The 13,870-nt window shown below is 48.5% G+C and carries 12 protein-coding genes; 3 read left to right on the top strand and 9 right to left on the bottom strand.

The window, feature by feature from the left end; translation table 11 throughout:
* Position 1 precedes the first annotated feature (1 nt).
* Positions 2-865, bottom strand: coding sequence for an SDR family oxidoreductase (locus M1D71_RS06825; RefSeq protein ID WP_458125795.1), 864 nt, complete (start codon positions 863-865; stop codon positions 2-4).
* A gap of 104 nt (positions 866-969) precedes the next feature.
* Here M1D71_RS06825 and M1D71_RS06820 point away from each other — a divergent pair, with 104 nt between their 5' ends.
* The gene (locus M1D71_RS06820; protein ID WP_458125794.1) at positions 970-1,512 is read left to right on the top strand and encodes a hypothetical protein; all 543 of its coding nucleotides are present in this window, start codon (positions 970-972) and stop codon (positions 1,510-1,512) included.
* 163 nt (positions 1,513-1,675) lie between these two features.
* Here M1D71_RS06820 and M1D71_RS06815 read toward each other — a convergent pair whose 3' ends face one another.
* Entirely contained in the window at positions 1,676-2,881 is a 1,206-nt protein-coding gene (locus tag M1D71_RS06815; protein ID WP_458125793.1) for a PQQ-dependent sugar dehydrogenase, read from the bottom strand.
* 252 nt (positions 2,882-3,133) lie between these two features.
* Here M1D71_RS06815 and M1D71_RS06810 point away from each other — a divergent pair, with 252 nt between their 5' ends.
* On the top strand, positions 3,134-4,222 hold the full coding sequence (locus M1D71_RS06810) for a M24 family metallopeptidase (RefSeq protein ID WP_458125792.1): 1,089 nt from the start codon (positions 3,134-3,136) through the stop codon (positions 4,220-4,222).
* A gap of 292 nt (positions 4,223-4,514) precedes the next feature.
* Here M1D71_RS06810 and M1D71_RS06805 read toward each other — a convergent pair whose 3' ends face one another.
* The 3 genes from M1D71_RS06805 to M1D71_RS06795 all read right to left on the bottom strand — a co-directional run bounded on the left by M1D71_RS06805 (position 4,515) and on the right by M1D71_RS06795 (position 7,420).
* Positions 4,515-4,868 (bottom strand): hypothetical protein, encoded by a 354-nt coding sequence (locus tag M1D71_RS06805; RefSeq protein ID WP_458125791.1) that lies wholly within the window; start codon positions 4,866-4,868, stop codon positions 4,515-4,517.
* 205 nt (positions 4,869-5,073) lie between these two features.
* Positions 5,074-5,757, bottom strand: a complete 684-nt coding sequence (locus M1D71_RS06800; RefSeq protein ID WP_458125790.1) for a queuosine precursor transporter — start codon at positions 5,755-5,757, stop codon at positions 5,074-5,076.
* Between the two features lie 265 nt (positions 5,758-6,022).
* Positions 6,023-7,420, bottom strand: coding sequence for an L-cystine transporter (locus M1D71_RS06795; RefSeq protein WP_458125789.1), 1,398 nt, complete (start codon positions 7,418-7,420; stop codon positions 6,023-6,025).
* A 342-nt stretch (positions 7,421-7,762) separates the two neighbouring features.
* On the opposite strand from M1D71_RS06795, the gene M1D71_RS06790 reads away from it, so the two are divergent.
* Positions 7,763-9,463: a methyl-accepting chemotaxis protein gene (locus tag M1D71_RS06790; RefSeq protein WP_458125788.1), complete on the top strand. Its 1,701-nt coding sequence runs from the start codon at positions 7,763-7,765 to the stop codon at positions 9,461-9,463.
* A 159-nt stretch (positions 9,464-9,622) separates the two neighbouring features.
* On the opposite strand, the gene M1D71_RS06785 is transcribed toward M1D71_RS06790, so the two are convergent.
* The 4 genes from M1D71_RS06785 to cobT all read right to left on the bottom strand — a co-directional run bounded on the left by M1D71_RS06785 (position 9,623) and on the right by cobT (position 13,853).
* Positions 9,623-11,167: a cobyric acid synthase gene (locus M1D71_RS06785; RefSeq protein WP_458127190.1), complete on the bottom strand. Its 1,545-nt coding sequence runs from the start codon at positions 11,165-11,167 to the stop codon at positions 9,623-9,625.
* A 93-nt stretch (positions 11,168-11,260) separates the two neighbouring features.
* Positions 11,261-12,145, bottom strand: a complete 885-nt coding sequence (cobS, locus tag M1D71_RS06780) for an adenosylcobinamide-GDP ribazoletransferase (RefSeq protein WP_458125787.1) — start codon at positions 12,143-12,145, stop codon at positions 11,261-11,263.
* Positions 12,142-12,699, bottom strand: coding sequence for a bifunctional adenosylcobinamide kinase/adenosylcobinamide-phosphate guanylyltransferase (gene cobU / locus M1D71_RS06775; protein WP_458125786.1), 558 nt, complete (start codon positions 12,697-12,699; stop codon positions 12,142-12,144). The genes cobS and cobU overlap by 4 nt, the downstream gene beginning before the upstream one ends.
* A complete protein-coding gene (gene cobT, locus M1D71_RS06770; RefSeq protein ID WP_458127189.1) occupies positions 12,696-13,853 on the bottom strand; it encodes a nicotinate-nucleotide--dimethylbenzimidazole phosphoribosyltransferase in 1,158 nt (385 codons plus the stop codon). The genes cobU and cobT overlap by 4 nt, the downstream gene beginning before the upstream one ends.
* Positions 13,854-13,870: the final 17 nt, after the last annotated feature.

Here is a 13,870-nt window from a genome sequence, read left to right as displayed (position 1 = left end):
GTCACAACTTCTCGTCTGGCTTCAGTCCAGCCTGTTCTTCGCTCCATGTCCAGAAACGCTCAGCTGAAGCATCATCTACGGCATGTGTCTTCAGCTGCTGCTCTTTCTGTTTATAGAAGTAACGTCCGGTGATCCCGACGACTTCAGGACTTGTGGCCAGATAAACAGCCGTTCGCGCCCCTTCTTCAGGCGACAGGAAGAATGGAAGCTTGCCTACAAAAGCCATAATGCGTGTGCCGAAACCGGTATTGCGATCCACACCTATACTGGTTCCCACCGCACCAGGGTGCAGACAGTTCACCGTGACAGACGTACCTGACATTTTGCTAGCAAGTGCACGAGTGAATAGCACGTTAGCCAATTTGGATTGAGCATAGCTTTTGATCGGATTATAACCTTTGTGCAGATGTGGATCTTCGAAGTGAATCTTACCAGCTTTGTATGCACCAGACGACACGTTCACAATCCGCCCCTGCTTCGCAGCTTTCAGAGGTTCAATCAAAAGTAAAGTCAGCAGGAAATGCCCCAGATGATTAATGCCGATACTCTGCTCGAATCCGTCTGAGGTTTCCTTCCGCTTGACCATCACCACCCCTGCATTATTAACCAGAACGTCAAGGCTGTCATGGCGCTCGCGAAATGTTCGGGCAAACTGGCGTATGCTTTCGAGTGAACCAAGGTCACACAGCATCAATTCAATCGCAGAAGAGCCGGACTGACGCTCAGCTTCCTGAAGAGCCTCCTGCCCGCGCTTCTCACTGCGGCATGCCATAATTACGCTATATCCTTGTCTTGCAAGTTCAATGGTGGTTGCCAACCCCATACCTGAGTTAGCTCCTGTTACAATTGCTGTCTGATTGGACATGAGGTACTTCCCTTCTGAACCTGAGGTTCCGAAATTAGAGGCGCGACGGCGTACAATATGAGATAATGATAGGATCACATCTCGGTTTCCATGGGAGGACAAGTATGCTGACCAAAGAAGATTTTAAAAAAGTTAAAAGACAAGCCAAACTTGAAATCGCACTACTCGAACAGGAATATCAGGATATCTTGCAGAGCGTCGATTCTACGCTGTATGAAAAATACGGTATCTTGGACGACGAAGAAACACGTGAGCTCACCCGAAAACGCAAAAACCGAAGATATGCTTCACTCGTCATTGAACTATGCGCCATTATTGAACAAATGTTAAATCAACTGTACAGACACGTATATCAGAAAAAGTTTAATTCGACCCAGCTGATGAAAACTCCTGCCTACCGTGCACGTTCCAATATGGAGATTATTCAAGCCGAACTGAGTAAAGAATTCATTGCCCTGGAATCCGAAAAGGAACACTTTGCCGAAGCCCTTAGTCAAGTGTTTCAGACGAGAAACAAGCTTGTTCATGATAACTTCTCATTTGTCACCATCGTTAAAGATGGCAGTAATGAAGAAGAAACGTTCGAAGCATTACTCCATACCGTTAAAAAATATAGAAAACACTTGAAATATAACCGTCCTGAATAACAACAATCATCGCTTAAAAAGAAAAGGAGGTGTCCCATAAGTCATGAATTTGACGGGACAGCTCCTTTAATTAATTAAACACATACATTCTACATTTGCCACTAAACCTCTAATAAAGTGTGTCAGGTTCATTAGAAAATAGTAGGGAGTAAATCACCTCACCCTAACTCTCCGGAGTAAGTACAATCAATTTATCATCCCCATCTCGTGGCGATCCACGTCCATCCCGATTGTTCGTAAGCACGTACAACTTTCCGTCCTCACCCATACTCACATTGCGAATACGTCCCCACTCCTCTTCGAAAATAGGCTCCACCTGTTCTACCTTTGTGCCATCTTCCGAAAGAGTGATCTTCAGCAACTGCTCTCCACGCAGATTCGCGGCAATCAGCGATCCGGCCCATGGTCCTTCCTCGACAAAAGCTATACCGGACGGAGCCCATGTGTCATTCCCACTATGTGCAAGCGGAGCCTGATATGCGCCGTTGCCATCATCGTCTCCCTCTACTTCGGGCCAGCCATAATTCTCACCGGCTACAATCCGGTTAATCTCATCATGATTCCGCTGCCCATGCTCGGTAGAATAGAGATAGCCGTTGTCCGGGTTCCAGGCCAGTCCCTGTGCGTTACGGTGTCCCATACTGTATACAGGCGAATTCGGCCATGGGTTGTCAGCAGGGATCGATCCATCGAGACCAATCCGCAATATTTTACCCCCAAGGCTATCTTTGTTCTGGGACAGTTCCGGTTCATAGCGCTCACCTGTCGTGATATATAGCAACTTGTCCGGGCCGATCTTGATCCGCCCACCGTTATGATTCGTTCCGCCTGGAATATTACCAAGCAGCTCTTGATCTATGACGGCTTTCCCATCATTCACCTTCAAGCGTAACACCCGATTGGCAATGTCGTTGCCTTCCAGGTAGGAGTGGTACGCATACAGGTAACCGTTGTCCTCGAAGTCTGGATCTGCTGCAAGGCCCAACAGACCTCCTTCACCTTCTTCGTTAAAAGGAGCCGTGAATTCAATTAGTGGTTCAGAGGCAAGTTTGCCATCCTCAATGACCCGAATCGCACCGGGGCGTTCCGTTACAAACATCCGGCCATCAGGCACACTCACAATCTCCCATGGTGCATTCAGTCCTTCAACCAGAACGGACGCCTGATACGGAATAACCGCCTCTCCCTGGGCTCCACTCTCGCTTCCACTCGTACTGTTATTGCCTCCATTGGCTGTCTGCCCTGTTCCCTGTCCCTGAGACGTCTGCTCTGTTCCTCCTGAAGAGGGATCGCCTGAAGAGCATGACGCAGTTAACAATGCCACACTTAATAAAGAAGCATATAGTGGAACGGTTACTCGATTATTCATGTTTACATCTCCCTTCAAATATCATTTTTATCGTATACAATAAATAAGCTAAGCTTCATTGTGTTGTTCTCTATAATTATAGTGCTTTTATACATGTGTAAAGCGGTTTCGCCCTGTATTACCCTTCACATCCGTCACCTAAACGGAGAAATATGAGGATTCGGAGGACATGGAATTACTGCAGTTTGGAATTCCACTATAATCTTTTATAATAGGAAGATAGAAAGAATGGAAAGGTGGACATATACACTCATGAATCAAAACCCTTTATCTCGTCTTGAAGCCGGTCTGTCCGGGCAAGGGCTGGACGCCATGCTCATTACAGATCCGAAACATATCTACTATTTGACTGGATTCGCAAGCAATCCGCATGAACGTTTCCTTGGTCTGGTTCTGGCACGCGGCGAAGAACCTTTGTTAATCGTACCTGCGCTCGACGCTGATGCTGCCGCTGATGCTTCCTCGGTATCCAACATTGCCACTCACACGGATACGGATAATCCATACGCTTTGTTCGAACGTTATCAAGGGCGCTTGGGCCGAGTAGGTCTCGAAAAAGAATACGTGACGGTCTCACGTTATGAGCAACTGACCGCCGCACTGGGTGCTGCCAGCTTTGAAGATGTCGGCCCCTTGCTTCGCACATTGCGTGTCAAGAAAACGCCTGATGAGGTAGCCCGCATTCGCCATGCCATTCATCTGATCGAAGAAACACTGCGTCAAGGCCTCTCTCACGTTCGTACAGGCGTAACCGAGATCGAGCTTGTTGCCGAGATGGAGTATCAGATGAAGAAACTGGGCGCTGATGGCCCATCCTTTAACACCATGGTGCTCACGGGACCCAAAACAGGTCTGCCGCACGGTACACCAGGTGAACGAAAACTTCAACATGGTGACCTGTTGATGTTCGACATGGGTGTCTATGCTGGCGGATATGCTTCGGATATCACGCGTACATTCGCTTTTGGAGACATCTCACCTGAACTCAAAACCATCTATAACACCGTGCTCGCAGCGAACGAAGCTGCCATCCAAGTGGTGAAACCAGGCATTACCTGTGCGGAAGTGGATCGTGCAGCACGCCAGGTGACGGAAGAAGCGGGATACGGCGAACGCTTCATGCACAGAGTAGGCCATGGATTGGGTATCGACGTGCATGAGTATCCTTCTCTCCATGGAGAGAATATGGACATCCTGAATGAAGGTACCGTGTTCACGATTGAACCGGGCATATATACCGCAGCAGGCGGCGTCCGTATCGAGGATGATGTCATCGTAACTGAGACGGGTGTGGAAGTTCTGACGACATATCCCAAAGAACTGCAAATCCTTACCGACTAATGCAATTGGATCTATGTCAAAAACAGCCCAGATACATTGATGCTCAGCCGATATTTATGCATCATGAACTAAACTGCACGAAACTGTGCTGAACTGTATCTTCAAAATAATATACTCCTTTCGCGTACGCCTCAGGCCTGTATACAGAAAAAGTAGCAAGTACACACGCGAACGCAAAAATCCCGCAAATCCATGAATATCATGGGTTGCGGGATTGTAATTAATACGAAGCATATCCTAGATTACTCCGTCTGCATTCTACGTAATCTTATTCCTGCTCACTCATTTACCATTAACCAAACTCATGCGTGATATCCTGCCAAGACTCCAGCTGTGGCAGCTGTTGCTTCCCCCAGTAATCCAAAAACCATTGAATAATCCCAGTCGTATCTGTTGTGCTGCAGCTGTAATGCCGGAAACCGTCCTCGCCTTCCTGCAAACGAATCTCCGCCACCATTTGCTCTGGTTCCTCAAGCGCAGCAGCCTGCATATACATACTTTCCTCCACCAGCTCCGAAGGTTTAAGTACTACGTATTCATGCAATTCCAGATTGGAGATCAACTCCACCAATAACGAGGCATTAATGCTATCATTCTCGTAGGTTGTGCCATTGCTTTCCAGTGTATAATGCAGTGTAGAGTACATGTGCGATTCCCCTTTGTATGAAATCATTGTTGCTAATGTTACACGCTCATAACGACAGATCGTTTATATTATAACTTTTTCATAAAAATGTAAAAAGGATTTTTCTTGTTTCGGGTCTTTTTTCTATGAAAAACCCCCCTTGCAGAGTCCGAATTACAATTGACTGCGCAAAGGGTGATTTTAAGTGATACTCTTTGAATATTGTCTAAGCCTCATCCTTAAACTTAAAGCTACGTGCAGCATACAGAAACGGTGTTCCAACCGCAGTCAATACGAATTTGATGACGTAAGTGGTCAGGAAGATTTCCAGCCAGATGTCCCAAGGGTAGATGAACGCAAACGCGATCGTGCAAAATACCAGCGTATCCACGAAAGAACTGATAACGGAGCTACCATTCGTGCGTATCCATAACTGATTGCGTCCAGGTGCTACCTTGCGTAGCCAGCTGAACAATCGCACATCCAGGAACTGACTGATGAAATAAGCAGTCAGACTTCCCAGTGCCAGACGTGGCAGCAGACCGAACAACGTTTTCATCGAATCATGTGCAAAGTCCGTCGATGCCGGTTCAAAGAACAACACCATCTGCATCAGAACCGTTGTCATGATGAGCGTGAAGAATCCGAACCATACGGCCTTCCGCGCTTCACCCGATCCATACTTCTCATTGAGAAGGTCACTGGTCAGATACATGCTGACATACATCGTGTTGCCTAACGTCAGTACGATACCCATGATATCTATCGTTTTGGTCACCTGAATGTTGGCTATAACCGTAGCCACACCAATCCAGGCATAGAGACCTTTTTTACCGAACAAGCGGTAACACAGCAGGAAAAATCCATAAGTTACGAGAACGAAAACCGCTCCCCACCCTAAGTTAAACATAAATACATACACTGCCTTCCTAGTTTTGATTACGCGGGATGGTTACGAACCGCGGTTTGGCTCAGGGCCAAAACATGAATACTCTATCACATTTCTCGTCCCTTGAACAGCACTAAATAAGACCAAGCCTACCCGAGTGGCTACTTGAGTTATTGCGATTGTCGCAAAAAAGCCGCCTTTCGGATTCTCCGAAGGGCGGCTTTTTTCAGTTGAATTGTAGATGGCTTTGGCTCTTTATGGAAGCCTCTGCCTAATGCATTCTGTATTACGCCTGAACGGCTGAATCCAGTTCACGGCTCTGATCATTGAATGTGTCTTGATCGTTTTCTTTCAAAATTTTGCTGGTTACAAGTCCTGAAGTCATGGACCCGTTCACATTCAATGCTGTACGACCCATGTCGATCAGCGGTTCAACGGAGATCAGCAATCCTGCCAAAGCTACCGGCAAGTTCATAGTGGACAATACGATCAAGGAAGCGAAGGTTGCCCCGCCGCCCACTCCTGCTACGCCGAATGAACTGATCATGACCACGAGGATCAATGTCACAATGAAGTCCCAGCTCAGCGGATCGATGCCGACCGTTGGAGCAATCATCACCGCCAGCATGGCCGGATAGATCCCGGCGCAGCCGTTTTGCCCAATGGTAGCCCCAAAGCTTGCAGACAGATTCGCAATTCCATCCGATACCCCCAGCTTCTTCGTCTGTGTCTCCACGTTCAATGGAATAGCTGCCGCACTTGAACGGGACGTAAAGGCAAATACCAGTGTTGGCAGAACCTTTTTCAGATACGTAATCGGGTTGAAGCCAGAGAGCGAGATGATAATCAAGTGAATGATGAACATGACGAGCAGCGCCACGTAGGATGCGACAACGAATTTGATTAACTTCAGAATCTCATCCGGATTCGTGGTCGCTGTTACCTTCGTAATCAGGGCCAAGATACCGTATGGCGTCAACCGAAGTACCAATGTTACAATCCGCATAACCACCGCATATACCGCATTAACCATGCCTCGGAACGTTTCCGCCTGCTGTGGTTTTTTGCGATCCAGTCCAAGTACAGCTACACCGATGAACGCGGAGAAGATAACAACCGCCAATGTGGACGTACGACGTTCTCCTGTCATGTCTGCAAATGGATTCGAAGGAATAAATTCCAGCACCTGCTGTGGAATCGTCTGATCCTGTACATCAACGAGACGTTCCTCCATCTTCTGTCCTTGCGCAAGCTCACGGTCTCCACCCTCGATCTCAATCGAAGTCAGGTTGAAGCTGAGGCTCGTTACAATGCTGACCCCTGCCGCAATCGCCGTTGTAATCAACAGGATCGCAATAATGGAGACACTCATTTTACCGAGGTTTTGCTTGCCTTTCAGATTCATAATAGCCGAGATGATCGACACCATAATCAATGGAATCACGACCATTTGTAACAAACGAACATATCCTGAACCGACCAGATTAAACCAATCGACCGACTTCGTGATGACATCCGAACCGGATGTGTAGATCAATTGAAGAATTACACCGTACACAACCCCCATACCCAGACCCGCAAATACGCGTTTCGTAAAGGAAATGTGTTTCTTCTGCATCCAGTAGAGCACACCCAGCAACGCGAGTATGACCACTACATTCAAAATGACTAGAAAAGTATTCATTACTTTAAATCCTCCTCATATGTGTGCATAACCGGAATTTATCCGGCATTCTCTTCTTCGCTCAAAGCGATATTTTACAATATATCATATAACAAACTATTCTGGTAGGTATTAATTGATATTATGTAATATGCATGTAACAGATTCATCTATTTCTGAAAAAAATACATCAAATCGTGAAAATTGTTCTATTCAACCCCCGGTTAATTTTGTAATATAGGTATATCCGCTTATTCCCAAGTTTTCTCAACGTATAATTTAGGTCTTTCTTCATTGGTAGATAGGTCTTATGATTACGGAAAAGCGACAATGTTAATGAACATGACGTGAAAGGATGATCATATGTTTCGTAATCGCACCGTTGCCGGTAAAATCAGATGTACTTTGTTCCTCGTCTTGCTGGTTGCTTCCCTGTTGTTCAGTATCAGTTTTTACGCCGTATCGATGAATATTATTCAAAGTTACGTGCTCCCGCAGTTCGACAAAGTCCTAAACACGTCCATACAGGATATATACAAGAACACCTCTGCTTCTAAAATTCTACAGGTACAGAGCGGCGGAGCCGGTTCTGAAGGTGCTGCCATGACCGTGGAATCGTATCTGGCCGATAAAGCAAAAGAACATAATCTGGATGCAGCCTATATTGTTGCTATTCAAGATGGCTCAGCCAAAGTTGTTGTTGCCAACTCTTCCTCAGGCATGAAAGCCCAGGATGATATTAATGTAGAACCAGCAATGAATGCAGCCATTGTGAACAAAGAAATGGTCATCAGCGAGGTCTACTCCGATTCCTTTGGTGTACATAAAGCAGCCTTCATTCCAATTGCAGGAAGTAACATGATTATGGCTGTGAGCATGGATGCCCAGTTCATTCAGGACAAGATTACCCAGGTCTTCTGGTTATGTCTTGGAATTACAGCATTAGTGTTCGTGCTCGGATGGCTTATCTCAACTAGTATGATCAAAAGAGTTACCAAACCGATCATCAAGCTCGTTCAACATAGCAAACAAATATCCCAAGGTGATCTGACCGCTGAGCTAGAGATCAAAGGTAAAGATGAAATTGCCCAGCTTGCCGCAAGCTTCCAGACGATGACGCATAATCTGAAAGAAATGATCAGCCGTGCCTTGTCCACGTCCAATGAAGTGGTTGCCGGCTCCAATGACCTGCTTCAGCGGGTTGAATCGATGTCCGGTATGGTCCGTAGTTCCAGTCGCTCCGCAGAAGATGCAGAGAAAGGCAGCATTAGCATTGCCTCAAGCGCATCCGAGAACGCCAGAGCCATGGAAGAAATTACGCAGGGTATCATGCATATTGCTTCTTCTTCCGCTGAAGTGTCCGAGCAGATTAGTGAAGCAGCCAACGAGGCAGTTAACGGTAACCGACTGGCTCAGAATGCTGTTGAGCAGATGGAACGTGTTGGTCAGACCGCAAGCGAATCGCTGCGTTATGTTGAAACCATGAATGAACGTTCGGTAGCCATCGGCACCATTGTTGCTTCCATTTTTGAAATTACCAAACAGATTAACATGCTGTCACTCAATGCCTCCATTGAAGCAGCACGTGCCGGAGAGCACGGACGCGGATTCGCTGTCGTTGCTGGAGAAGTTCGCAAACTTGCCGAGCAATCCAAGACAGCCACCGAGGAAATTTCGGATTATCTGGGTACCATTCGTGAAGACGCTGAACGTTCGGTTGACGCCATGAATCGCGTAACCCAGGAGATTGGTTCAGGCACTAGTGTTGTTCAACAAGCAGGTTCAGCGTTCCAGCAACTGAATGAATTAATCCAAAACGTCAATCTGACGATCCAGACCGTCTCTGCTTCTACACAACAAGTATCCGCTGGTGCAGAAGAAGTGAGTGCGTCCGTTGAAGAAACGGCTCAGATTACGTCCAAATCTCGTGAGAGCATGCTACAGATTGCTTCAACAGCAGATCTTCAGCTCAGCGAGATGGATTCACATTCGAATACGGTTCGTCATCTGCATGAGCAAGCGGTAGAACTGCAATCCGCCATGAAGAATTTCAAAATAAACTAACAGGTATACCATTAACCCATTATGCAATACCCCCATGCCGCTAACATTCCGTTTCTAGAGAACGGGTTGTCAGACATGGGGGTATTCTTGTATAACATATGTGTTATAAGGATAATAAATGCTATTTCATAATCATTGCGTGAGCTGTACTGACATTGTTCACTCTGGTGCTTGAACACCCATAATCTCGTACACACGCTTCATATCCAATGCCGAACGCAATGATTCGGCTACCCGATCGAACTCCATTTCCTTACGTTCATGCGCATTATATGTCTCCCGAAGCGGAGGCAGTCCTTTTCCTGCGCGTAAGGCATTCAGCCACGAACGTCGGAATGGATCACTTTCAAATAAACCATGCAGATAGGTCCCCCACACACTGCCATCCACTGTGCCCCAGCCTTCATGGAATGGTTCACCACCTGGATGGGAGATTTCAAATAGTGCGGTTACACGTTCAGGCTCATGGCACTCCGTAACGCCCATATGAATCTCATATCCGTTAATGGGTAAAGGGGATACCTCCGCATCTGTTTCACCATACAGCCGGATCGGATTCTGAGGTTGCACTCGTCCGGAAGCCCTGACTGTCTGCTTGTTCTGAAGAAACGTTGTGGATAGAGGAAGCCAGCCCAGTCCCTTCGCTTCCTGGATCTGATTCGCCTCCACAGCAAACGGATCCTTCAAATGTCGTCCAAGCATCTGGTATCCGCCACATATCCCTACGAGCTGAACGTTCTCACGTTCGGTCTGGCTGGCAATCGCTTGCTCCAGTCCTGATTCACGCAGAAACGCCAGATCCCCTATGGTATCCTTCGTACCAGGTAGAAGAATGGCATCCGGACTGCCCAATTCTTCTGGCGAGGTCACATAACGCACATTCACATCCGGTTCACGGGAAAGTGCGTCAAAGTCTGTAAAGTTGGAAATTCTCGGATATCGGATCACCACCAGATCCAGCTCTGTCTTGCCGGATTTCCCATGACGCATGGAGTCCAGCACGACGGAATCCTCCGCTTCAATCTGAATATCTCTTATGTAAGGTAATACACCCAATACTGGAATGCCTGTCCGTTCTTCGAGCCAGTCGAGTCCCGGCTGCAACAGAGACAGATCGCCGCGAAACTTGTTGATGATAAACCCTTTCACTCGATCGACCTCATGTGGTTCTAGCAGCTCCAGTGTGCCGACAATAGAAGCAAATACGCCGCCCCGATCAATATCGGAGATCAGAATCACCGGTGCGTCCGCCCAACCTGCCAGATTCATGTTCACGATATCCCGGTCCTTCAGATTAATCTCCGCAGGACTGCCTGCTCCTTCCATCAGTACCACATCGTATGTGTCCCGCAACCGATTCAGCGCATCCATCACCGTCTGCTTTGCTTCAGGCAGGAACTTCTGCCGATAATCTGATGCACTCATCTGGGCAAAAGGCACACCATGTACCACGATCTGCGAATGCATGTCCCGCACCGGCTTGATCAGAATCGGATTCATATCCGTCGTCGCTTCAATACCGCAGGCTTCAGCCTGTGCTCCTTGGGCCCGGCCAATCTCCTTGCCGTCTTCTGTTACGTAGGAATTCAGTGCCATGTTCTGTGACTTGAACGGGGCTGGCTTGAAGCCATCCTGCTTGAATATACGGCACAGCGCCGTTGTAATCACGCTTTTCCCCACATCCGATGCCGTCCCTTGCAGCATAAGTACTGCCGCAGGTTGTTGTACAGGCGAATCTTCCACGCACCATCACCTCAGTCTCCTGTTATGTCTCACCTTACTCATTCCTTGCGTTTTTCATAGCCAAAAGAGTCCCTGAAGCACACTCAGCACCGTGAGCAAAGCTGCTTCCAGCAGCTCATTCATCGCTCCGTACGTGTCTCCTGTAAGTCCGCCCAGCCTTTCACTGATGCGTGCAGCAACGAATTTACCAATGATGTAACACGCAAAAGGTACAACAATAACAGCTGACACAGGATACAACCACCATGGCAATGTTCCCAGGCTACTCATCATGGCATCTGCGGTGCCTATATCCGGCCGAAATATCCATACAGCAGCAAACGTAATTACACCTGCAAGAAGGGTCAGCCCGACCGCAGAGCTGCGCGCACGTTGGACTTCCCTCCGCTCACCCAATCCTTTGAATAAGACTGCAAGTCCGTCATCTCCACGTGCATTCGGCCAGGCTGAGATGGCATACACCATGAACCAGCGACTCCAGATCATGGGCAGGATCAACAGCGCACCATACATCCAGTTACCACGTGCGATAAAATCTGCGATCAAGGCTGCTTTCATCATCAGCAGCAGGACGCAGGCGATCACGCCCATCGCTCCTACACGGCTGTCCTTCATGATTTCCAGCATCCGCTCACGGGTACGATAGCTGAGCAGTCCATCCGCCGTATCCATCCAGCCATCCAGATGAAGGCCTCCAGTGAGCCATACCCATAATGTTAAGGTTAATACGGCCGCGGGAAAGGCGGGAAGTACCGCACCCGTTAAGGCCCCTGCGAGCCAAACGCATAGTCCAATCGCTGCACCCACCAGCGGATAATACACGACACTTTCCCGCAGTAGCGGCGGGACGAAGTCAATCTGCGTTTTTACCGGAAATCGGGATAAAAATTGAAAAGCGGCCGCAGCCGCATGTTTACGTTGATGAGTGCGATCTGTCATAAACGATACTCCTTGCTTTTCAGCTCAATCGCAATGCCTACAGTCACCAGGAACACTTCACGGCATATGGCGGCAATCCGCTGATTTAATATGCCTGCCAGATCCCGATATTTTCTGCCGAGCGCATACTCTGGTACAATACCATCGCCCACTTCATTCGTGACAAGCACAAGCAGACCCGGGTACGACCTGATTGCTTCTACCAGTGCATCCATGTGATCTTGCAAAACCTGCTCTTCGTGTTCATGTGCAAGCAAAACATTGGTCAACCAGAGCGTCAGACAATCGACCAGAATCGTCGGTGCAGAAGTACCCGTATGGTCTCCTCCCATGCGTGTAATGAGTGCCGGTAATGCGAGTGGTTCCTCCAACGTGTGCCATAGATAACCTGATGCCTCGCGCTGATTCTGGTGCAGACTTATACGCTCGCGCATCTCATCATCATACGCCTGAGCCGTAGCCACATACCAAGCCTCTGAGGAACGCTGCATACAGAGACGCTCGGCAAATGAACTTTTACCACTACGCGCCCCACCCGTCACCAACACACTCATAGCGATACCTCTCCTTGAACCGTCGAAGCACCTGTAACATCAGAATCCGCTACATCACCCTTGCGTGCACCCGTGTCGACACCCGAAGCCTTATTCGTTCCATCGGATACTCCTGCACTTGCAAAAGTCGCCATCTCGTTCAAAAGTAGACAGGCTGCATCAATCAGATGAAGACTGAGCACACCTCCGGTTCCTTCACCCAGTCGCATATCCAGATCCAGCATCGGTTTCAGGTCGAGTTCGCGAAGCAGGGTTGCATGTCCACTTTCATGCGAGGTATGGGAAGCAATCATATAGGCTGCGCTCACGGGAACAAGCTGTCTTGCAATCAAGGCGGCAGCAGAGGAGATGAATCCATCCACGACAACAGGACGTCCGTTTGCAGCTGCAGCAAGAATTACACCCGTCAGTCCGGCAATCTCCAGGCCACCCACCTTGCAAAGTACGTCCAGTGCATCTTCCCTATTTGGGGAATTCACGCTAAGCGCCTGGCTAACCACGGCGGCTTTCCGCTGCAATCCCGCATCATCAATACCCGTTCCTCGCCCAACCGCTGAAGCTGGTGCGATCCCCGTTAATGCACACATCACCGCTGCACTTGCGGTTGTATTGCCAATCCCCATTTCCCCGGTAACGAACAATTGTGTTCCCTTTGCCACCTCTGCCGATACGACGTCAACCCCTGCAAGAATGGCTTGAATCGCTTCGTCGCGAGTCATTGCGGCACCCTTTGCCATGTTGGCCGTACCTTTACGAACTTTACGGGAAAGCAGGTCAGGATGTTCCAGATCGGCATTAACCCCGATATCCACACAGATTACATCGGCTCCGGCGTGGCGGGCAAGCACGTTAACTGCAGCCCCTCCAGCCAGGAAATTAAGGACCATCTGCGGCGTTACCTCGGCTGGGAAAGCACTGATACCTTCCGCCACCACGCCGTGATCTGCGGCCATGATAATGACGGCTCTGCGATCCAAATGTGGACGAGCCTTGCCAGTGATTCCTGCAAGACGAATAACCAGCTGTTCCAGCTTACCCAGACTCCCGGGTGGTTTCGTCAATGCATCCACATGTGCGGAGGCTTCCGCCGCAACTTCTTCATTAGGACCCACGATCCGACCCACTAACTGTTCCAACACCTGTTCATTATTCATACAGCCAGCACTTCCTT

The sequence above is a fragment of the Paenibacillus sp. Z3-2 genome (assembly GCF_054161325.1).
This window is presented reverse-complemented; position numbering and strand designations above follow the sequence as displayed.